This is a genomic window from Micromonospora sp. SYSU B005 (genome assembly GCF_055362685.1).
Map to the genome: position 1 here is coordinate 575,164 of NZ_JAXCFU010000001.1, position 18,557 is coordinate 593,720.

Genomic DNA, 18,557 nt, shown 5'->3' on the forward strand with positions numbered 1-18,557 from the left:
GTGGGCATGGACGGCCCCGAGGACTTCGACGCCTTCTACACGGCGACCGCGCGGCGGGTCGTGCACCACGTCTACGCCCTCTGCGGCGACCTGGCCGAGGCCCAGGACGTGACGCAGGAGGCGTACGCGCGGGCCTGGCAGCGCTGGTCGGCAGTCGGGGCGTACGAGGATCCGGAGGGCTGGGTGCGGACGGTGGTCTGGCGCCTGACGGCCAACCGGTGGCGCGGCCTGCGGCGCTGGTTCGCCGCGCGGGCCCGGCTGGGCCGGGAGACTCCGGCACCCGGGCCAAACCCTGACCGGGTGGCGTTGCTGGCGGCGTTACGGAGACTGCCCGACGCGCAGCGGCTGGTCGTCGTCCTGTACCACCTCCACGACCTGCCGGTGGCGGAGATCGCCCGGAGCACAGGCATGCCGGAGGGGACTGTCAAGTCCTACCTGTCCCGGGGCCGCGCCGCGCTCGCCGTTCTACTGACCGACGACAAGGAGGAAGTCGATGTCGGCACGCATTGGTGAGGCTCTGCGGGAGTTGGAGCAGGACATGACCGGGCTGCGGCTCAGCCCGGCGGCCGAGGTGCGCGCACGGGGGCGCGCCAGGAGCCGGCGACGGGCCGCGGTTCTGGCGGGGGTGGCCGCGGTGACGGTCACCGGCGGCGCCGCGAGCATGGCGGCGCTGTCCGGACCGGCGACGCCGATGCCGGCCGCCGGCAGCGCGGCCACCCCGTCCGCCACGGCGTCGGCCGCGTGTCAGGCCGACCCTCCGGTACGGCTGGACGTCGTCTTCCGGCCCGATGCCGGCGCGCCGCAGATCGGCGAGGTCGACTACCGGATCGGGCAGGCGCGCGGGGACACCGGGCTGCGCTGCCGCGGCACCACTGCCGCGGCCCGGCCGGACGCCGACGGACGGGTCGTCCTGTCGCTGCTGCTGGCGCAGGGCGAGGACCCGGCGCCGATCCGGACCGCGGTGGAGAAGCTGCCCGGGGTGGAGCGGGTGGTGACCGCCGGCGGGTGAGCGGTCAGGCGGCGAGCGTCTGCTCGGCGCGTACCGCTGTGGCCTCGGCCCGGGCGATCGGGCCGCCTGGTAGCGCGGCGACCGCGGCCCCGACGGCGACCGCCACCCCGGCGAAGACGAACGCCCAGGAGACGCCGCCGGCGTGGTCGATGATCAGGCCGGCGATCGAGCCGCCGGCGGCGCTCGCCGCGACCGACATGGTCACCACCCAGGTGTACGCCTCGTTCAGCATGCCGGCCGGGGTGATCCGCCCGACGAGCGTGTTCTCCAGGGTGAGCGCGGGGGCGATGGCCGCGCCGCCGAGCACCAGCGCGACGCCGAGCGCGGCCGGGCCGGGCATCACCGCGAAGACGGCGAAGCTGGCCGCGACGGTGCCGAGCAGCCAGGCGAACTGGCGGGTCATGTTGGCGGCGGGCTTGCGTACGCCGAACCAGAAACCACCGATGGCGCTGCCGATGCCCCAGACGGCGAGCAGCACGCCGGCCAGGCTCTCCGGGTCGTCGGCGCCGGAGTTCCCGGCGAAGGCCGGGACGATGACGCCGGAGGCGCCGAACGCGATGCCGAGGCTCGCCACGCAGAGCAGCAGCGCGGGGAAGCCGCCGAGCCGCAACGGGCCGAGGCCCCGCGCGTGGTGCTCGCGGGGGTGCGGGCGCCAGCCGCGCATGACCCGGCCGAGCGCGACGGTGGCGGTGCCGACAAGGGTGACCACGGCGGCGCCGACGAGCGCGGCGGAGGCGTCGGCGAACAGTACGAAGCCGGCCACCAGCAGCGGGCCGATCACGAACACGACCTCGAAGAGGGTGGTCTCGGCGGCGAGCGCGGTGTTGCGCAGGTGTGCCCGGCCGGTGGCGGGGGCGGTGAGGTCGTTCCAGGCGCCCCGGATCGCGGCGGTGAGCGGCGGGTACGTGGCTCCGGCGACACCCGAGGCCAGGTAGATCAGCCCGAGGTTGCCGCTGTCGGAGCGGGTGGCGACGAGCAGCCCGATCAGGGCGAGCGGGTGGGTGACCGCGGTGAGCAGCAGGACGGGGGTGGGTCCGACCCGGTCGGCGATCCGGCCGGCGACCGGGCTGAGCGCGGCGCCGGAGAGCGCGTAGATGCCGCCGGCGACGGCGGCCAGGGAGTACCGGCCGGTGACCTGCTCGACGACGAGCAGCAGCGCCAGCGGGGTCATGCCGATCCCGAGCCGGCCGATGATGCCGAGAACCAGCAGCATCGGCGCGCCGGGGATCCGCCAGACGCCCTGGTACTGGCGCAGTGCGGCCACTGTGTGCACCTCCGGGAAGTAATGAGTGAGTCAGCCTTCGACCCTAACGCTCCTGCTGGGCGGGGCGGTGGTCGAGTCGGTCACATCGGGCTGCCGGCGCGGGGCTGCCTTACCCGCCGGGAACGAGTAGGTTCGGTGATCGAACGGAGTCCATGCCTACGGCGGGTCGGCCGCCGCCGTGATCGGAGGTCGGATGAGCGGCATGGCTGTCGCGCCGCTACGGGTCGAGATCTACTCGCTGTACGGCGACGCCCGGCCCGCCGAGCCCGCGTCCGCCACCCTCCGGGGTTCACTGCCGGTCCGTGCGGTCCAGCAGTGCCCACCGGTGGCCCGCGCGCCCCGCACACGATCGAGATGGTGACCGGGGTGGTGGCCCGCACCTCCCCCGGCTGGTGCCTGCTGGCGCGCGGGGTGCCGAACTGGCCGGCGCAGCGCGGCCTTCAGCTCTACGAGGGCGTGGTGGAGACCGACTGGTACACGTCGTTCCTGCCGACCATCCTGCGCCTGACCGAGCCGGGCCACGTGGTGCGGCTCTACCGGAACATCCCCCTGATGTGCCTCCAGCCGGTGCACCGGTCGACGCTCGCGGCGTCCCGGCAGGCCGAGCTGGTCACCGGGCAGGGCATCGCGGAGTGGCCGGACGACCTGTGGGAGGACCTGGTGGCGCTGCGCCGCCGCCGGCAGGATCCGCAGATCCGCAGCAGCTACCGGCGGGAGCAGGCCCGCCGCCTGCGTGAGCGGGCCGACTACGAGCCGGTCGGCGTCGAGGAAACGGACCCGTCGGATCGATGACCGGCACCGCGACGCCCGCGCCCGGTTACCGGGCCCTGTTCCGGCATCCGGTCGCCGCCCGGTTACTCGTCGCCCGGGGTGTCTCCGAGCTGGGCGACTTCGTCGGGCTGGCGGCCCTGCTGCTGCTCGCGTACGACCAGACCGACTCGGTCCTCGGCCCGGCCGCCGTGTACGCCGCCCGCACGGTGCCCGCCCTGCTCGTCGCGACGGTGTTCAGCGGCTGGCTGGACGTGCCGGCCCGGCGCACCATGCTGGTCTGGCTCTCGCTGGCCGGCGCGGTGCTCATCGCCGTACCGGCTGCGGTGCCCGAGCCGGTGCCGGCGATCGTGGCGGCCGGGCTGCTCGGAGCGGTCCGGGCCGCGTACGCGAGCGTGCACGTGGCGATCACGGCCGAGGCGGTGGAGCCGCCGCTGCGGCTGCCGCTGTTCGGGCTCTCCGCGTTCGCCAACCAGAGCGGCCAGGTCGTCGGCCTGCTCGCCGGGGCCGGTGTGACGGTGGCGCTCGGTCCCCGGGTGGCGCTCGTGATCGACCTGGTCTCGTTCCTGCTCGCGGCGGCGATCCTCGCCGGCCTTCCGGTACGCCGGCAGGAGCACCGGGGTCCACGGCCGCCCGCCACCGCCGGTATCCGGATCATCGCCGCCCATCCGGTGCTGCGGGGTGTGGCGCTGCTTACCCTGGCCACAGTCCTGTCCGGCGGGCTGCCGGAGACGCTCGCCCCGGATCTGGCTGCCGGCGGATGGCGGCCGGTCGTGCTGGCGGCGTCGTCGTTCGGCGGCGCGGTGTTCGTGCTCGTCGTGGGGCGGCGCGGCTGGCTGGCCCGGGTGACCGGTCAGGTGGTGGCGGCGAGCGCGCTGGGCGCCGCGCTGCTGCTGGCCGGTCTGCTGGTGGCCCTCGACGCCCCGGCGTGGGCGCTCGCCGTGGCGAACGCGCTCGTCGGAGCGGGCGGCGGGTGGCTGATCGGGGCCCAGGCCACGTTCGCGCGGCTGGCGCCACGGGAGCGGATGGGGCAGGTGGAGGCGACGATCGTGGCCGGCAACATCGTCCTCTCCGGGGTCGGGATCTTCCTGCTCGGCGGCGTGGCCGTGCTGCTCGGCCCGGCCGTGGCCTACCTGGCGGCGGGGGTGGTGCTGCTCGCCGTGGTGCTGGCCGCCCGGCCGGACCGGCTCCCCGAGCCGGCCGCGTCCTGACGCCCGGCCGGACCGGGCTGCCCGGCCGGATCTGACGGCAGGGCCCAGACACAGCGCCGCCCGCGTCCGGGTGGACGCGGGCGGCGTCGTGTCACGCGGGTCAGCGCTGGAACTGCACCGGCCCGGAGTTGCGGGCCATCTGCTCCAGGCGGGCCACCCGCTGCTCCATCGGCGGGTGGGTGGCGAACATCGCGGCGATGCCGCCGCCCCGCTTGAACGGGTTGTCGATCATCAGGTGCGCGGTGCTGGCGAGCTGGCCCTGCGGCGCCAGCGGACGCGCCTGCGTACCCATGTGGATCTTGCGAAGGGCGCTGGCCAGGGCCAGCGGGTCGCGGCTCAGCTCGGCGCCGGACTGGTCGGCCTGGAACTCCCGGCTCCGGCTGATCGCGAGCTGGATCACCGTGGCGGCAATCGGGCCGAGGATCAGCGTGAGCAGCAGCACGGCCGGGTTCGGGCCGTCCTCGTCGTCCGAGGAACCCAGCGGGATGAACCAGGCCAGGTTCGCCAGCATGGTGATGATGCCGGCCAGGCCGGCCGCCACGCTGGAGATCAGGATGTCCCGGTTGTAGACGTGCGACAGCTCGTGGCCGACCACGCCACGCAGCTCCCGGTAGTCGAGGATCTCCACGATGCCCTGGGTGACGCAGACCGCCGCGTTCTCCGGGTTACGGCCGGTGGCGAACGCGTTGGGCTGCGCGGTCGGGCTCACGTAGAGCCGGGGCATCGGCTTGCCGGCCTGCGTGGAGAGCTCCCGCACCATCTGGTACAGCTCGGGGAACTGTGCCTCGCTGACCGGTTGCGCCTTCATCGAGCGCAGTGCGAGCTTGTCGGAGTAGAAGTAGGTGACGCCGTTCATCAGCAACGACACGACGACGGCGATGACGAGACCGCCGCTACCGCCGAACCAGTAGCCGATCGCGAGGATCAGCGAGGTCAACAGGCCGAGCAGCGCTGCGGTCTTGAGACGGTTGTGATGCACGATCTCTCCTTCGGTGCACGGGCCCTTGCGGGAGGCCCGCTGACCGGTTCAACACACCGGTACCCGTCAACCATCCGGCTCATGGCTGAAAGTTGGCTGGATGTTGCTGTGCGCAGGCTGAAGCGGTCGCCCATCCGGGCAGGAACCGGTCAGCGCGACGCCACGTCCAGCACGAGCTGCGGTGCGAAACCGATCACCACCGCGGCGACCGTGGCCACTCCGAGCGCCAGCACCACGGTCCGGGCGGGCCGGACCGTCGCCACGCCGGTCGGCGTCGCGTAGAGCGACGCGGTGACCCGCAGGTAGTACGCCAGGCCGATCACCGCGTTCAACGCCACCACGAGCGCCAGCCATCCCGCGTGCCCGGCCAGCAGCGCGCGTACCACCGTCACCTTGGCGAACAGCCCGGCCAGGCCCGGCGGCAGCCCGGCCAGCCCGATCAGCGCCAGCGCGAACGCGCCGCCCACCCACGGGTGCCGCCGCGCCGCGCCGCGCAGGTCGGCCAGCGTGCCGCCGTCGCCGTCCGCCGGGCGCAACGCCACCACCGCGGCGAACGCGGCCAGCTCCAGCAGCACGAAGAAGATCGCGTACGCGACGGCTGCGGCGTACGCGGCCGCCCGCGCGTCGCCGGTGCGGCCCGCGGCCAGCGCCAGCGCGCCCAGCGGAGCCAGGATGTACCCCGCCTGGGCCACCGACGACCAGGCGAGCAACCGCACGGTACGCCGCTGACGCAGCGCCACCAGGTTGCCGACGGTCATGGTCAGCACCGCCAGCGCCGCCAGCACCGGGCCGGTCAGGTCACCCGGCAGCGCACGCTGCACCACAGCCAGCAGCGCCACCACACCACCGAGCTTCGAGGCGGTCGACAGGTACGCGGCCACCGGCAGCGGCGCGCCGTCGTACGTGGCAGGGGCCCAGGCGTGGAACGGCACGGCGGCGACCTTGAACGCCAGCCCGGCCACCACCAGCGCCACCGCGACCGTGGTCAGCGGCAGGTCGGTCAGGTCGTCGCGGGCGGCCAGGGTGGTGCCGAGCCGGTCCAGGTGCAGGGTGCCGGTGACCGCGTAGAGCAGCGCCGCGCCGAGCAGCGTCACAGTGGTGGCGACCACGCTGACCACGAAGAACGTCACCGCCGCCTCGGCACCGGCGAGGCTGCCCCGGCGCAGGCCGACCAGCACGTACAGCGGCAGCGTCAGCGTCTCCAGCGCCACGATCAGCGTGATCAGGTCGCCCGCGGCACCGAGCACCACGCCGCCTGTCATCGCGCAGGCGAGGAGGAAGCAGTACTCACCGACCGGGGTACGCCCGGCCCGCAGCAGCGGGCCGGACAGCGCCAGCACGCCGAGCGTGAGCAGCGCGATCACCGCCCCGACCAGAGCGGCCCGGCCACCCCACACCCAGGAGCAGTCCGCGCCCACGCAGAACGTGCGCCGCTCACCGGCCGCCCCGACCAGTGCCGCGCCGGCTGCGGTACCGGCCGCGCCGAGCGCCGCCACCGCCACCGTGACGGCGGGCCGGGCCACCAGCAGATCCACCAGCAGCACCAGGACGGCGGTGCCGGCGGCCAGGTACGCAGGCAGCATCGCCAGGTTGTCGACAGGCTGCACCAGGCTCATGGGACGACCCCCAGCAGCGCCTCAACCGGACCGGAGGCGTACGACAGCACGAGCGCCGGGGCCAGGCCGACCGCGAGCGCGAGCAGCACCAGCGGCGCCCAGGCGGTCAGTTCCGCCCCGGCCAGCCCGGGTGCGAGCCCCGCCACCGCCGGGCTGGGCCGCCCGTGGGTGACCCGGCGCAGCAGCCGCAGGAAGTACGCGGCGGTGAGCGCCCCGCCCAGCGCGGCCAGCACTGCAAGCGTCAGCCAGAGCGGGCCGCCCCGCTGCACGGCGGCGACCACGGCGAACGCCTCACCCCAGAACCCGGCCAGGCCGGGCAGCCCCAGCGAGGCGACGGCCGCGAAGCCGAGCAGCCCGGCCAGCCGGGGCGCGGTCTCCCGCAGCCCGGACAACTCGGCCAGCGAGCCGGTGTGCGCGCGGTCCTTTACCGCCCCGGCCAGGAAGAACAGCAGGCCGGTGATGACGCCGTGGGCGATGTTGCCGATCAGCGCGGCCTGGATCCCGGTGGCGGTGAGCGTGGCGACCCCGAGCAGCACGAAGCCCATGTGCCCGACGCTGGAGTACGCGATCAGCCGCTTCAGGTCATCCTGCGCCAGGCAGACCAGGCCACCGATCAGAATCGCCGCGACGGCGAGCACACCGAGCACGGGCGCGGCCCAGCGGGCGCCCTCCGGGGCGACGCCCACGGCGACCCGGATCAGCCCGTACGTGCCCATCTTGAGCAGCACCCCGGCGAGGATCACGCTGCCGACTGTGGGCGCCTGGGTGTGCGCGTCGGGCAGCCACGAGTGCAGCGGCCAGAGCGGGCTCTTCACCGCGAACGCGAGCGCCAGCAGCGTGAACGCGGCGAGCTGGGTGCCCCGGGACAGCCCGGCACCGCCGGTGAGCGCGACCAGGTCGGCGGTGCCCGCCGCGGACACCACCACGTAGACGCCGACCAGCAGCAGCACCGAGCCGAACAGCGTGTAGAGCGCGAACTTGCGGGCCGCCCGGCGACGGTCCGCGCCGCCCCAGCCGGCGATCACCGCGTACATCGGCAGCAGGACGACCTCGAAGAACAGGAAGAACAACACCAGGTCGAGCGCGAGGAACGTGCCGAGGATGCCGACCTCGACCACCAGCAGCAGCGCCACCAGCGCCCGCCCGCTGCCGCCGCCGGGCGGCACCCGCCACAGCGTGTACGCGCAGCACAGCAGCGTGAGCAGCGCGGTCAGCACCACGAGCGGCCAGGAGATGCCGTCCACGCCCAGGTGGAAGCGCAGGTCGAGCCCCGGCACCCACGGCACGTCGAGCTGATGCCACGGCTGCACCGCCGGACGTGGCCCGTACCCGAACCAGCCGTGGTCGCCGCCGACCAGCGGCAGCGTCGCCAGCAGCGTCAGCGCGGCGGCAGCGGTGCCTGCCACCCGGCCGGCCCGGTCACCCGGCACGGCGGCTGTGGCCAGCGCGCCGAGCGCCGGCACCGCCACCACGGCGACCAGCAGCACCTGCCCGAACGTCATGAGGTCACTCCGATCAGCGCGACCGCGAGGCCGATCAGCAGCGCGCCCGCGAGCACCCCGGCCGCCGCGCGCGGCAGCGCCGCCCGGTGCAGCGCGGCCAGGCCTCCGCCCACCTCGACCGCCGTCCGGCCGGTGCCCTCGACCAGGCCGTCCACGCCCAGTTCGTCACCGGTACGCACGACCCGCGCCAGCGCGCCCGCCGGGCGTACGACGACTGTGTGCTGGACGTCGTCGAGCCGGAACGCCCGGGCGAAGACCGGCCGCAGCGGACCCAGGAAGCGGGCCGGGTCGGCGGCCGGATCGCGGCGCCAGCCCGCCCAGGCGACGCCCGCACCGGCGAGCAGCAGCAGGAACGGCAGGATCAGGTTCGGCGCCAGGTGCACCAACTCGACCGCCTCGCCGGTGTCGTCGCCCGGCACGCGCAGCCGGTCGGCGAACCACTGCGCGAACGCGGCCAGGCCGAGCAGCGCGGCCGGGACCGTGAGCAGCAGCACCGGCCAGCGCAGCAGCGCGGGCGGGTCGTGCGGGCGCAGCAGCGGCGTGCGCGTGGCGCCGAGGAACGTGCGCAGTAGCAGGCGGGTCGCGTACCAGGCGGTCACCGCCACGCCGACCAGCCCGGCCAGCCAGACCAGCCAGCCGACCCAGGCGGCGGTCGGCCCGGCGCCGTCGAGCGCGGCCGCCTCGGCAGCCGCGAGCACGCCGTCCTTGCTCCAGAAACCCGAGAGCGGGGGTACGCCGGCGAGCGCGCCGAGGCCGACCACCATGCACCAGAACGTCACCGGCATGGCGGTACGCAGGCCGCCCATCCGGGACATCAGCGTGGTGCCGACGGCGTGGATCACCGCACCGGCGGCGAGGAACAGCAGCGCCTTGAACGCGGCGTGGCTGAGCAGGTGGAAAAGCGCGGCAGCCGGTGCGTCGACCGCCAGCGCGCCGGTCATGTAGCCGATCTGCGAAACCGTGGACCAGGCGAGCACCCGCTTGATGTCGTCCTGCGCGGTGGCGGCGAACGCGCCGAGCAGCATGGTGATCGCGGCCATCACGCCCAGCACGGCGAGCGCGGCCGGTGCGCGCTCGAACAGCGGGAACAGGCGGGCCACCGCGTACACCCCGGCGGCGACCATCGTGGCGGCGTGGATCAGCGCGGACACCGGCGTGGGACCGGCCATCGCGTCGGGCAGCCAGGTGTGCAGCGGGAACTGGGCGCTCTTGCCCGCCACCCCGGCGAGCAGCAGCAGGCAGGCGGCGGTGAGCGTGCCGGTGCCGTAGTCGTGGGCCAGCACGTCGGCGATCCGGAAGCTGCCCGCCCCCACGCCGAGCAGCGCGATGCCGAGCAGGAAGCCGACGTCACCCACCCGGGTGACCAGGAACGCCTTGACCGCCGCGCCGGGTGCCTCGGGCAGCCGCCGGTCGTGGGCGATGAGCAGGTACGAGCAGACGCCCATCACCTCCCAGCCGACCAGCAGCATGATCAGGTCGCCGGACACCACCACGGTGAGCATGGCGGCGGTGAAGAGGCTGAGCTGGGCCGCGTACGGCGGGTAGCGGTGGTCGACGTCCACGTCGTCGTGCGGGCCCCGGCGCAGGTAGCCGATCGAGTAGACCTGCACGGCGAGCGCGACGGCGGCGACGGCGGTGGCGACGAGCACCGCCACGCCGTCCAGGCGCAGGCCGAGCGTGACCCGCAGCCCGCCCAGGTCGATCCAGGTGGTGGACGCCTCGACCGGCGCGTCCACGCGGACCAGCAGCGCCAGCGCGGCCAGCAGCGACACGGCCGCCCCGGCCACGCCCAGCGCGATCGCCGTCCGCCGGGCCGACGCCCGGTCCTGGCGCGGGGCGGGCGGCAGCAGCAGGCCGAGCAGCCCGGCGACCAGCGGCGCGGCGGGCAGGATTGCGGCAAGCCACAGCGTCGGCGTGCTCACCGGACCGCTCCCTGCGCGTTCGGCTGCTCGGCCGGGGCCACCGCGACCGCCGGCGCCGGTTCGTCGAGCGGTACGTCGTCGACTGTGACGCTGGCGCGCAGCCGGTAGAGCTGGAGCACGATGGCGAGCCCGACACCGATCTCGGCGGCGGCGAGCACGATCACGAACAGCGCGAACACCTGCCCGGAGTGCGGCAGCACGGCCCTGACTGTGGTGTCGGCGGTGACGAGCACCAGGTTCACCGCGTTGAGCATCAACTCCACCGCCATCAGCACCAGGACGGCGTTGCGGCGGCGCAGCACGCCGTACACGCCGAGGCCGAACAGCAGCGCGGCGGTGACGTACGGGATGACCGGCCTCACCGGCGCCCACCCTCGTCGGCGGGTTGCGCGGCGTCGACGGGCCGGCGGCCGATGTCGGGGCGGGAGAGCACGATCGCGCCGACCAGCGCGGCCAGCAGCAGCACCGACAGCACCTCGAACGGCAGCACCCAGGAACGGAACACCTGCTCGCCGATGCGCTCGGCGGTGCCGGCGGCCGGCAGGTCCACCCGGGACCAGCGGAACGCGTCGATCAGCAGCACGGCCAGGCCCAGGCCGCTGCCCGCGCCGACGAGCGCTGCGGCCCAGCCCGGCCGGTCCAGGTCGTCCGACGGGCCGATCGGCGCGCGGGTCAGCATCACCGCGAACAGCAGCAGCACCACCACCGCGCCGACGTAGATGAGCACCTGCACCCAGGCCACCAGCTCAGCGGTCAGCACCAGGTAGTCACCGGCCAGCGCGCCCAGGCACACCACCAGCCACAGCCCGGCCCGGACCAGGTGGCGGGTGGCGACCACCAGCGCACCCGCGCCCACCGCCACCGCGCCCAGCGCCAGCAGCAGGACGTCCGCACCGGTCATGAGGCAGCGCCTCCGCCCGGATCGGTGGCGGCGTCGGGGCGTACCCGGGAAGGAGCCGGACGGGCCGACGGACCCGCCGCCTTCCGGGCGGCGGTGGTCTCCTCCTTGGAGGGGTCGCCGAGCGGGTCGTGAGCCGGCGGCGGCGGCACGGTGGCCATCCACTCGCCCAGGTGGTCCTTGTCGTGCAGCAGGTTCTTGATGTCGTACTCGGCGTACTCGAACTCGGGCGACCAGTAGAGCGCGTCGAACGGGCAGACCTCGACGCAGATGCCGCAGTACATGCAGAGCGAGAAGTCGATGTCGAACTTGTCGAGCACGTTGCGCTGGCGGGGGCGGGCGGCGCCGGGCACCGCCACCTCCTCCTTGTGCGAGTCGATGTAGATGCACCAGTCCGGGCACTCGCGCGCGCAGAGCATGCAGACGGTGCAGTTCTCCTCCAGCAGCGCGATCACGCCACGGGAGCGGGGCGGCAGCTCCGGCTCGACGTCCGGGTACTGCTGGGTGGTCGAGCGGCGGGTCATCGTCTTCAACGTGACCGCCAGGCCCTTCACCAGGCCCCCGCCGGGCACTCCACCGTGCTCGCTCATGCCGCCCATCCTGCCCTGTGGCCCGGGCGCGCGCGACCACCACCCGTCGCTTTGTCCCGCGCGTGCGGCCGGATCACGCCTCGCCGGGTGTGAGCGGGGGAAGCATCTCCACCCCGAGCTGCTGGAGCAGCTGGAACAGCTCGTTGACGCTCCACACGTCCACGATCCGCCCGTCGTCGTCGAAGCGCAGGAACGTGGCACCGGAGTAGCTGACCACGCGGCCGGTCGGCGGCACCGGGCCGAACTGCCCCGCCTGGGTGCCGGCGGCCCGCCAGCGCACCGCCACCCGCGTACCTGTCGCCACCACGTCGACGATCTTGTAGCGCAGGTCGGGGAACGACGCCCGCCGGTCCCGGTGCCACGCCAGCATCGCCGCCGGGCCGGTACCGCCGAGCCCTGGGCAGTCCGCCGCGACCAGCTCGTACGCGCTCTCCTCGCGCCCCGCGTTCCACACGTCGGCGACGAAACGCCGCGCTGCCGCCTCCACATCGATCACGGCGGGCAGCCTATGCCCCTCGGTGACGCACTCGCCCTGCCGGGAGCGGCCGGAGCGACAATGATGGGAACGAGAAGCGAACTCGGAGGTGGGTGTGGGCAGCGACGACGAGGTCCTGGACCGGACCGGCGGCAAGTACGTGGAGCCGGGTGGCGAGTTCACCCGGGATCAGCGCTACATCGCCACCCGGATCACCGCGGACGAGCGGGACGGCTGGCCGGTGGAACCGGGGCGCTACCGGCTGGCGGTCAGCCGGGCCTGCCCCTGGGCCAACCGGCTGATCATCATCAGGCACCTGCTCGGGCTGGAGGACGCCATCTCGATGGCCGTGGCCGGGCCCACCCACGACAAGCGGAGCTGGACGTTCGACCTCGACCCGGACGGCAAGGACCCGGTGCTGGGCATCGAGCGGCTCGCCGACGCGTACTTCGCCCGTTTCCCCGGCTACGAGCGCGGCATCACCGTCCCGGCGCTCGTCGACGTGCCCACCGGGCAGGTGGTGACGAACGACTACGCGCAGATGAGCCTGGACCTCACGACCGAGTGGACGGCCCACCACCGGCCGGGCGCACCCGACCTCTACCCGGAACCGCTGCGCGGCGAGATCGACGAGGTGAACGCTGTCGTCTTCGCCGACGTCAACAACGGGGTCTACCGGTGCGGCTTCGCCGGCAGCCAGGAGGCCTACGACAAGGCGTACCACAGGCTGTTCGACCGGCTGGACTGGCTCAGCGAGCGCCTGGCCGGTCAGCGGTACCTGGTCGGCGACACCATCACCGAGGCGGACGTTCGGCTGTTCACCACGCTCGTCCGCTTCGACCCGGTCTACCACGGGCACTTCAAGTGCAACAGGCAGAAGCTCAGCGAGATGCCGGTGCTGTGGGCGTACGCCCGGGACCTGTTCACCACGCCCGGGTTCGGCGACACGATCGACTTCGACCACATCAAGCGGCACTACTACGAGGTCCACCGGGACATCAACCCGACGGGCATCGTGCCGCTCGGCCCCGACCTGAGCAACTGGCTGACCCCGCACGGGCGGGAGGAGCTGGGCGGCCGCCCGTTCGGCGACGGCACCCCGCCCCCGCCCCCACCCGAGTCCGAGCGGGTAGACCCGTCCCACACCCCCTTGCGCTGACCCACGCCCTTCCCTCGCCGCCCCGCCTCATCCCGCCCCGCCCCGCCCCGCCGATCTTGCACTTTGGGCCCTAGGCCTGGGCGCTTTGCCCCTTTCGCCGGGGCAGAAAGTGCAAGATCGCCGGGCCGGGCCGGGCCGGGCCGGGCGGGGCGGGGAGGGAGGGACGGTGGGTTACAGGGCCAGGCGGACTGCGGCGGTGAGGACTAGCTGGGCCAGGGCCAGGGGGACCAGGACCAGCCAGCAGAGGCGCTGGAGCTGGTCCTCGCGCAGCCTCGGGTAGCTCACCCGCAGCCAGATGATCACGAAGGCGACGGCGAAGACCTTCAGCAGCGTCCACAGCCAGCCGAGCTGCGCGTCGGCGAACGGGCCCTGCCAGCCGCCGAGGAACAGCACAGTGGTCAGCGCCGCGATCACCACGATGCCGACGTACTCGGCGAGCAGGAAGAACGCGAACCGCAGGCCGGTGTACTCGGTCATGTAGCCGAAGACCAGCTCGGAGTCGGCCACCGGCATGTCGAACGGCGGGCGGCGGATCTCCGCCAGCCCGGCCACGAAGAAGATCACCATGGCCGGGGCCTGCCAGAGCAGCCACCACGGCTGCCACGCCTCCACGATGCCGGGCAGGCTGAGCGTGCCGGCCGCCATCGCCACCGAGGCGGCGGCCAGCACCAGCGGCAGCTCGTACCCGAGCAGCTGGGCCGCGCCGCGCAGCCCGCCGAGCAGGCTGTACTTGTTCGCCGACGCCCACGCGGACATGAGCACCGCCAGCACGCCGACGCCCACCACGGCGAGCACGAAGAACAGGCCGATGTCCAGCGGCTGCGCGACCAGGTCACCCGGCCCGAGCGGGATGACGAGCAGCACCAGCAGGTACGGCACCAGCGCCACCGCGGGCGCCAGCCGGAACACCGGCCGGTCCGCGTCGCGCGGGGTGACGTCCTCCTTCTGCACGAACTTGATGCCGTCGGCGACCAGTTGCGCCCAGCCGTGGAAGCCACCCGCGTACATCGGACCCAGCCGGCCCTGCATGTGTGCCATCACCTTGTGCTCGGCCTGGCCCACGATCAGCGGCAGCGTGAGGAACGCGACGAGCACCCCCGCCACGCGCAGGACCAGCTCCAACCAGTCCGGCATCAGCTCTCCCCCGCCGCGCCCGGCTCCGGCTCCTGCCGGGGCGGCCCGGTCGGCCGCTCCCCCGGCAACGGCCGCCCGAGCGGACCCGCCTCGTCGGCCCCCGGAGCAGCACCTGACCCCGGCCCGGCCTCCCCGGAAGCAGACCGCTCCGGAGCATCCCCGGCAGTCGGCCGCGCCGGACGCTCAGCGGCAGCAGGCCGAGCCGGACGCTCCCCCGGAGCGGGCCGCGCCGGGCGTTCCCGGGCCGGGCGCGCCGGCGTACCCCCTCGGGGGCCCTCACCCGCGCCGGCCGCACCCGCCGGCGTGGGCGTCGTGCCCCACTCACCCGGCGCGGGCACGCCCGGCGGCCGGACCGGCCGGCGGCCGCCGCCCGCCTCCGACTCGCCCGGCTCCTTCGCGCCGGGCCACGGCTTGGCGACCCGGGAGGCGAGGACGAACTCCTTGCGCAGCGGGTGCCCCTCGAACTCGGGTGGCAGCAGCAGCGGACGCAGCTCGCCGTGGCCGGCGAAGTCGATGCCGAACATCTCGTGCGTCTCGCGCTCGTGCCACGCAGCGCCGGGGAACAGGTCGACCACCGACGCGACGACAGGCGTGTCCCGGGGCACCCGGGTGCGCAGCAGCAGCCCGTGCCGGTGCCGGACCGACCAGAGGTGCAGCACCACGTCGAAGCCGTCGGCCAGCTCGTCCACCGCCGACAGCCAGTCCAGGAAGTCGAGATCCAGCTCGGCGTCGTCGCGTGCCGCACGCACCGCGTCCGCCCAGCTCGCCGAGGGTACGTCGACGGTGGCGCGGGCGTACCCCTGACCGCCGGACACGGACGCGGTGGCCTCGACGGGCGCGAGCAGCGCGACCACTCGCCGGCCGACCTCTTCCGGAGTCATGCGCTGATCCTATGGCCGACGGCTGCCGGCCGGGTCGGGCCGTCCGTGCCGGGATCGCCGCTTCGCCGGACGGGCGGCGGCAGCGCGCGGAAAGATGAGGTCCGTGCGCGCTGTGACTGTGACCCCCGGTGTCCCGGATTCGCTGCGGCTCGCCGAGGACTGGCCCGAGCCGCCGCCCGAGGAGGGCGCGATCCTGGTCGAGGCGCTGGCGGTGGGTGTCTGCGGCACCGACCACGAGATCGTGGCCGGCGAGTACGGCGAGGCGCCGCCGGGCCAGGAGCGGCTGGTGCTCGGGCACGAGTCGCTGGGCCGCGTGCTGGAGGACCCGACCGGCACGTTGCAGGCCGGCGACCTGGTCGCCGGCGTGGTCCGCCACCCCGACCCGGTGCCGTGCGCGAACTGCGCGGTGGACGAGTGGGACATGTGCCGCAACGGTCGGTACACCGAGCACGGCATCAAGGCGCTGCCCGGTTTCGCCAGGGAACGCTGGCGGTTGCAGCCCAAGTTCGCCGTCGGCCTGGACCCGGCGCTCGCGTCGGTGGGCGTGCTGCTGGAACCGACGAGCGTGGTGGCGAAGGCGTGGGACCACATCGAGCGGATCGGCCGCCGGGCCGAGTGGAAACCGATGACGGTGCTGGTCACCGGTGCCGGGCCGATCGGGCTGCTGGCCGCGCTGCTCGGCAGCCAGCGTGGGCTGTCGGTGCACGTGCTGGACCGCAACACCACCGGGCCGAAGCCGGAGCTGGTCCGGGCGCTGGGGGCGACGTACCACACGTCGACGGTGCCCGAGCTGGACGTGAAGCCGGACGTGGTGATCGAGTGCACCGGCGCGCCCACTGTGGTGCTCGACGCCATGTGCAAGGCCGCGCCCACCGGCATCGTCTGCCTGACCGGCGTCTCCAGCGGCGGCCGGACGATCAACTTCGACGCCGGGGCGCTCAACCGGGAACTGGTGCTGGAGAACAACGTGGTGTTCGGCTCGGTGAACGCCGGGCGGCGGCACTGGGAGATGGCCGCCGAGGCGCTCGCCCAGGCCGAACAGTCGTGGCTGACCTCGCTGATCACCCGGCGGGTGCCGTTGTCGAGCTACCGGCAGGCGTACGCCTCGGTCGGTGAGGACATCAAGGCGGTGCTGGACTTCACGCAGTGAGGCGGGGCGCCGGACCCGGCGCCCCGGCCCTCAGATGCCGGGTAGCCGGCCGTTGCGGAACAGGTCCACGAAGAGCTGGTGGTCCTCGCGCGCCCGGATCCCGTACCGGTGCCCGAAGTCGACCAGGTAGTCGACGAACGCCTCCGGGTCGGCGTCGACGACCGCGACGATCGCCTCCTCGGTCGAGTAGTCGACCAGGTCGTGGCTGGACTCGTCGTCGGCGACCGAGTGCATCCGGGCCACCGCCCGGCCCAGGTCGGCGAGCACGCCCGCCAGTTCCTCCGGCTCGTTCAGGTCGGCCCAGTCGAGGTCCGCCGCGTACGGGGACACCTCGGCGACGAGCTGCCCGACGCCGTCCAGTTCGGTGAAGCCCAGCCACGGGTCGGCGTGCGCCTGCAACGCGCGCTGCGACTCCGCGGTGCGGTGCCCCTGGTGCCGGAAGTACGACCGGACCCGCTCGTCGTCGACGTACCGCGCCACGGCCGGCACCTGCGCCTGCTTCATGTAGATGACGACGTCGTTCTCCAGCGCCTGGGTGTGCCCCTCCAGCAGCAGGTTGTACGACGGCAGCCCGGCCGACCCGATGCCGACGCCCTTGCGCAGCACCACGTCCTTGATGCCGGCGGCGACCGGGCGCATCCGGGTGGTCGAGTCCGGCAGCGTGTGCAGGTAGTCGGCGAACGCCGCGCAGACCATCTCCCGGGTGGCGTCGTCGATCTCGTGCACGCCGTCGCCGAGGGAGAAGCGACGCTCGTAGTTGTCGATCGTGGTCTGCGCGGCGAGCAGGTCCACCCGGGTGTTCAGCCGTGCCTGCTGGAGCACCCGGCGCAGCACACCGTCGGCGTTGTCGAGCGTGATCGAGCCGATCGCGTCGTCCCCGCCCGCGGCGATGGCCCGCAGTTCGGCCAGGTACGACCGGGCGAAGCCGGTCACCAGCTCGCCGATCACCCGGTCGGAGAGCGCCTTGGCGTAGCCGAGCAGCGCCACGCTCGCGGCGAAGCGCTTCAGGTCCCAGGTGAACGGCCCGACGTACGCCTCGTCGAAGTCGTTGACGTTGAACACGAGCTGCCCGGAGGCGTTCATGTAGGTGCCGAAGTTCTCGGCGTGCAGGTCGCCGTGGATCCACACCCGGCTGGTCCGCTCGTCGAGGAACCGGTCGCTGCCGAAGTCGCCGCGCTGGTCGGCGTAGAACAGCGCGGCGCTGCCCCGGTAGAAGGCGAACGGTGACGCCGCCATCTTGCGGAACTTGCGGCGGAACGCCGCCGGGTCGATCGCCATGGACGCGCCGAACTCCTCGGTCAGCACGTCGATGATGAATGCGGAGCGCTCCTCCGCGAGGTCGGTCATGAGCCGCAGGCTAGCCCCGCGCCGCCACCCGACGGGTCAGCCGACCGGTGGACGTACCGGGGGTGCGGTGAGCGCCTCGACCGGCCGCGCGACGGCGTCCGCCGGGGAGGTGAGCGCGTCCGGCCGGGGTACGCCGCCGATGCCCGACTGCTCGGCGGCGATCTTCTCCTGGAGGCGCAGGATGCCGTGCAGCAGCGCCTCCGGGCGGGGCGGGCAGCCGGGCACGTACACGTCGACCGGGATGAGCTGGTCGACGCCCTTCGTCACCGAGTAGGAGTCCCAGTACGGGCCGCCGCAGTTCGAGCAGGCGCCGAACGAGATCACGTACTTCGGTTCGGGCATCTGGTCGTAGAGCCGCTTGACCGCCGGGGCCATCTTGTCGGTGACGGTGCCGCTGACCACCATGAGGTCGGCCTGCCGGGGCCCGTGGGCGAACGGGATCACGCCGAGCCGCATGAAGTCGTGCCGGCCCATGCTGGTGGCGATGAACTCGATGGCGCAGCAGGCCAGGCCGAAGTTGAACACCCAGAGCGAGTAGCGGCGGCCCCAGTTCAGCACGAACCGGATCGGCTCGCCGAGCACGGCCGGCACCTGCATCTCTGGCCTCCCTCGCAGAACCCCGAGGTGCCAGTCAACCACAGCGCCCGCGACC

Annotated in this window: 20 protein-coding genes; 7 read left to right on the forward strand and 13 right to left on the reverse strand. The window is 73.9% G+C overall.

Features of this window, described 5'->3' with window-relative positions; all coding sequences use genetic code 11:
* Positions 1 to 6: 6 nt before the first annotated feature.
* On the forward strand, positions 7 to 513 hold the full coding sequence (locus SM452_RS02755) for a SigE family RNA polymerase sigma factor (RefSeq protein ID WP_463839232.1): 507 nt from the start codon (positions 7 to 9) through the stop codon (positions 511 to 513).
* Positions 494 to 1,009, forward strand: coding sequence for a hypothetical protein (locus tag SM452_RS02760; RefSeq protein ID WP_463839233.1), 516 nt, complete (start codon positions 494 to 496; stop codon positions 1,007 to 1,009). The genes SM452_RS02755 and SM452_RS02760 overlap by 20 nt, the downstream gene beginning before the upstream one ends.
* A gap of 4 nt (positions 1,010 to 1,013) precedes the next feature.
* On the opposite strand, the gene SM452_RS02765 is transcribed toward SM452_RS02760, so the two are convergent.
* Positions 1,014 to 2,273 carry an MFS transporter gene (locus tag SM452_RS02765; RefSeq protein ID WP_262013105.1) on the reverse strand — a complete coding sequence of 420 codons (1,260 nt, stop codon included), beginning with the start codon at positions 2,271 to 2,273 and terminating at the stop codon, positions 1,014 to 1,016.
* Positions 2,274 to 2,466: 193 nt separating this feature from the next.
* Between SM452_RS02765 and SM452_RS02770 the strand changes: the two genes are divergently transcribed.
* The 3 genes from SM452_RS02770 to SM452_RS02780 are packed head-to-tail and all read left to right on the forward strand — an operon-like array spanning position 2,467 to position 4,252.
* Entirely contained in the window at positions 2,467 to 2,634 is a 168-nt protein-coding gene (locus tag SM452_RS02770; protein ID WP_366625046.1) for a hypothetical protein, read from the forward strand.
* On the forward strand, positions 2,631 to 3,065 hold the full coding sequence (locus SM452_RS02775) for a DUF6065 family protein (RefSeq protein WP_463839234.1): 435 nt from the start codon (positions 2,631 to 2,633) through the stop codon (positions 3,063 to 3,065). The genes SM452_RS02770 and SM452_RS02775 overlap by 4 nt, the downstream gene beginning before the upstream one ends.
* Positions 3,062 to 4,252, forward strand: a complete 1,191-nt coding sequence (locus tag SM452_RS02780; RefSeq protein ID WP_463839235.1) for an MFS transporter — start codon at positions 3,062 to 3,064, stop codon at positions 4,250 to 4,252. The genes SM452_RS02775 and SM452_RS02780 overlap by 4 nt, the downstream gene beginning before the upstream one ends.
* 100 nt (positions 4,253 to 4,352) lie before the next feature.
* On the opposite strand, the gene htpX is transcribed toward SM452_RS02780, so the two are convergent.
* The 8 genes from htpX to SM452_RS02820 form a co-directional block, all read right to left on the reverse strand.
* Entirely contained in the window at positions 4,353 to 5,231 is an 879-nt protein-coding gene (htpX, locus tag SM452_RS02785; RefSeq protein WP_463839236.1) for a zinc metalloprotease HtpX, read from the reverse strand.
* Positions 5,232 to 5,380: 149 nt separating this feature from the next.
* Positions 5,381 to 6,847 (reverse strand): NADH-quinone oxidoreductase subunit N, encoded by a 1,467-nt coding sequence (locus SM452_RS02790; RefSeq protein WP_194801443.1) that lies wholly within the window; start codon positions 6,845 to 6,847, stop codon positions 5,381 to 5,383.
* Positions 6,844 to 8,349: a complex I subunit 4 family protein gene (locus SM452_RS02795; protein WP_355506116.1), complete on the reverse strand. Its 1,506-nt coding sequence runs from the start codon at positions 8,347 to 8,349 to the stop codon at positions 6,844 to 6,846. Before SM452_RS02795 ends, SM452_RS02790 begins: the two co-directional genes overlap by 4 nt.
* Positions 8,346 to 10,271 carry an NADH-quinone oxidoreductase subunit 5 family protein gene (locus SM452_RS02800; RefSeq protein WP_355506113.1) on the reverse strand — a complete coding sequence of 642 codons (1,926 nt, stop codon included), beginning with the start codon at positions 10,269 to 10,271 and terminating at the stop codon, positions 8,346 to 8,348. Before SM452_RS02800 ends, SM452_RS02795 begins: the two co-directional genes overlap by 4 nt.
* Positions 10,268 to 10,633, reverse strand: a complete 366-nt coding sequence (nuoK, locus tag SM452_RS02805; protein ID WP_194801446.1) for an NADH-quinone oxidoreductase subunit NuoK — start codon at positions 10,631 to 10,633, stop codon at positions 10,268 to 10,270. The genes SM452_RS02800 and nuoK overlap by 4 nt, the downstream gene beginning before the upstream one ends.
* On the reverse strand, positions 10,630 to 11,172 hold the full coding sequence (locus SM452_RS02810; RefSeq protein WP_194801447.1) for an NADH-quinone oxidoreductase subunit J family protein: 543 nt from the start codon (positions 11,170 to 11,172) through the stop codon (positions 10,630 to 10,632). The genes nuoK and SM452_RS02810 overlap by 4 nt, the downstream gene beginning before the upstream one ends.
* On the reverse strand, positions 11,169 to 11,759 hold the full coding sequence (locus SM452_RS02815) for a NuoI/complex I 23 kDa subunit family protein (RefSeq protein ID WP_120573060.1): 591 nt from the start codon (positions 11,757 to 11,759) through the stop codon (positions 11,169 to 11,171). The genes SM452_RS02810 and SM452_RS02815 overlap by 4 nt, the downstream gene beginning before the upstream one ends.
* 73 nt (positions 11,760 to 11,832) lie before the next feature.
* A complete protein-coding gene (locus tag SM452_RS02820) occupies positions 11,833 to 12,255 on the reverse strand; it encodes an ester cyclase (RefSeq protein WP_355506110.1) in 423 nt (140 codons plus the stop codon).
* 94 nt (positions 12,256 to 12,349) lie between these two features.
* Between SM452_RS02820 and SM452_RS02825 the strand changes: the two genes are divergently transcribed.
* Positions 12,350 to 13,393 (forward strand): glutathione S-transferase family protein, encoded by a 1,044-nt coding sequence (locus SM452_RS02825; RefSeq protein WP_463839237.1) that lies wholly within the window; start codon positions 12,350 to 12,352, stop codon positions 13,391 to 13,393.
* A gap of 171 nt (positions 13,394 to 13,564) precedes the next feature.
* On the opposite strand, the gene nuoH is transcribed toward SM452_RS02825, so the two are convergent.
* Both nuoH and SM452_RS02835 read right to left on the reverse strand, forming a co-directional pair.
* Entirely contained in the window at positions 13,565 to 14,527 is a 963-nt protein-coding gene (nuoH, locus tag SM452_RS02830; RefSeq protein WP_013288672.1) for an NADH-quinone oxidoreductase subunit NuoH, read from the reverse strand.
* Positions 14,527 to 15,408, reverse strand: coding sequence for an NADH-quinone oxidoreductase subunit C (locus SM452_RS02835; RefSeq protein ID WP_463839238.1), 882 nt, complete (start codon positions 15,406 to 15,408; stop codon positions 14,527 to 14,529). Before SM452_RS02835 ends, nuoH begins: the two co-directional genes overlap by 1 nt.
* Positions 15,409 to 15,511: 103 nt before the next feature.
* Between SM452_RS02835 and SM452_RS02840 the strand changes: the two genes are divergently transcribed.
* Complete coding sequence (locus tag SM452_RS02840) at positions 15,512 to 16,558, forward strand: glucose 1-dehydrogenase (RefSeq protein ID WP_262013112.1); 1,047 nt, start codon at positions 15,512 to 15,514, stop codon at positions 16,556 to 16,558.
* Between the two features lie 30 nt (positions 16,559 to 16,588).
* Here the strand turns inward: SM452_RS02840 and SM452_RS02845 are convergent, their stop codons facing one another.
* Entirely contained in the window at positions 16,589 to 17,905 is a 1,317-nt protein-coding gene (locus SM452_RS02845) for a DUF2252 domain-containing protein (protein WP_463839239.1), read from the reverse strand.
* A gap of 36 nt (positions 17,906 to 17,941) precedes the next feature.
* Positions 17,942 to 18,502 (reverse strand): NADH-quinone oxidoreductase subunit B, encoded by a 561-nt coding sequence (locus SM452_RS02850; protein WP_013288676.1) that lies wholly within the window; start codon positions 18,500 to 18,502, stop codon positions 17,942 to 17,944.
* Between the last annotated feature and the right edge of the window lie 55 nt (positions 18,503 to 18,557).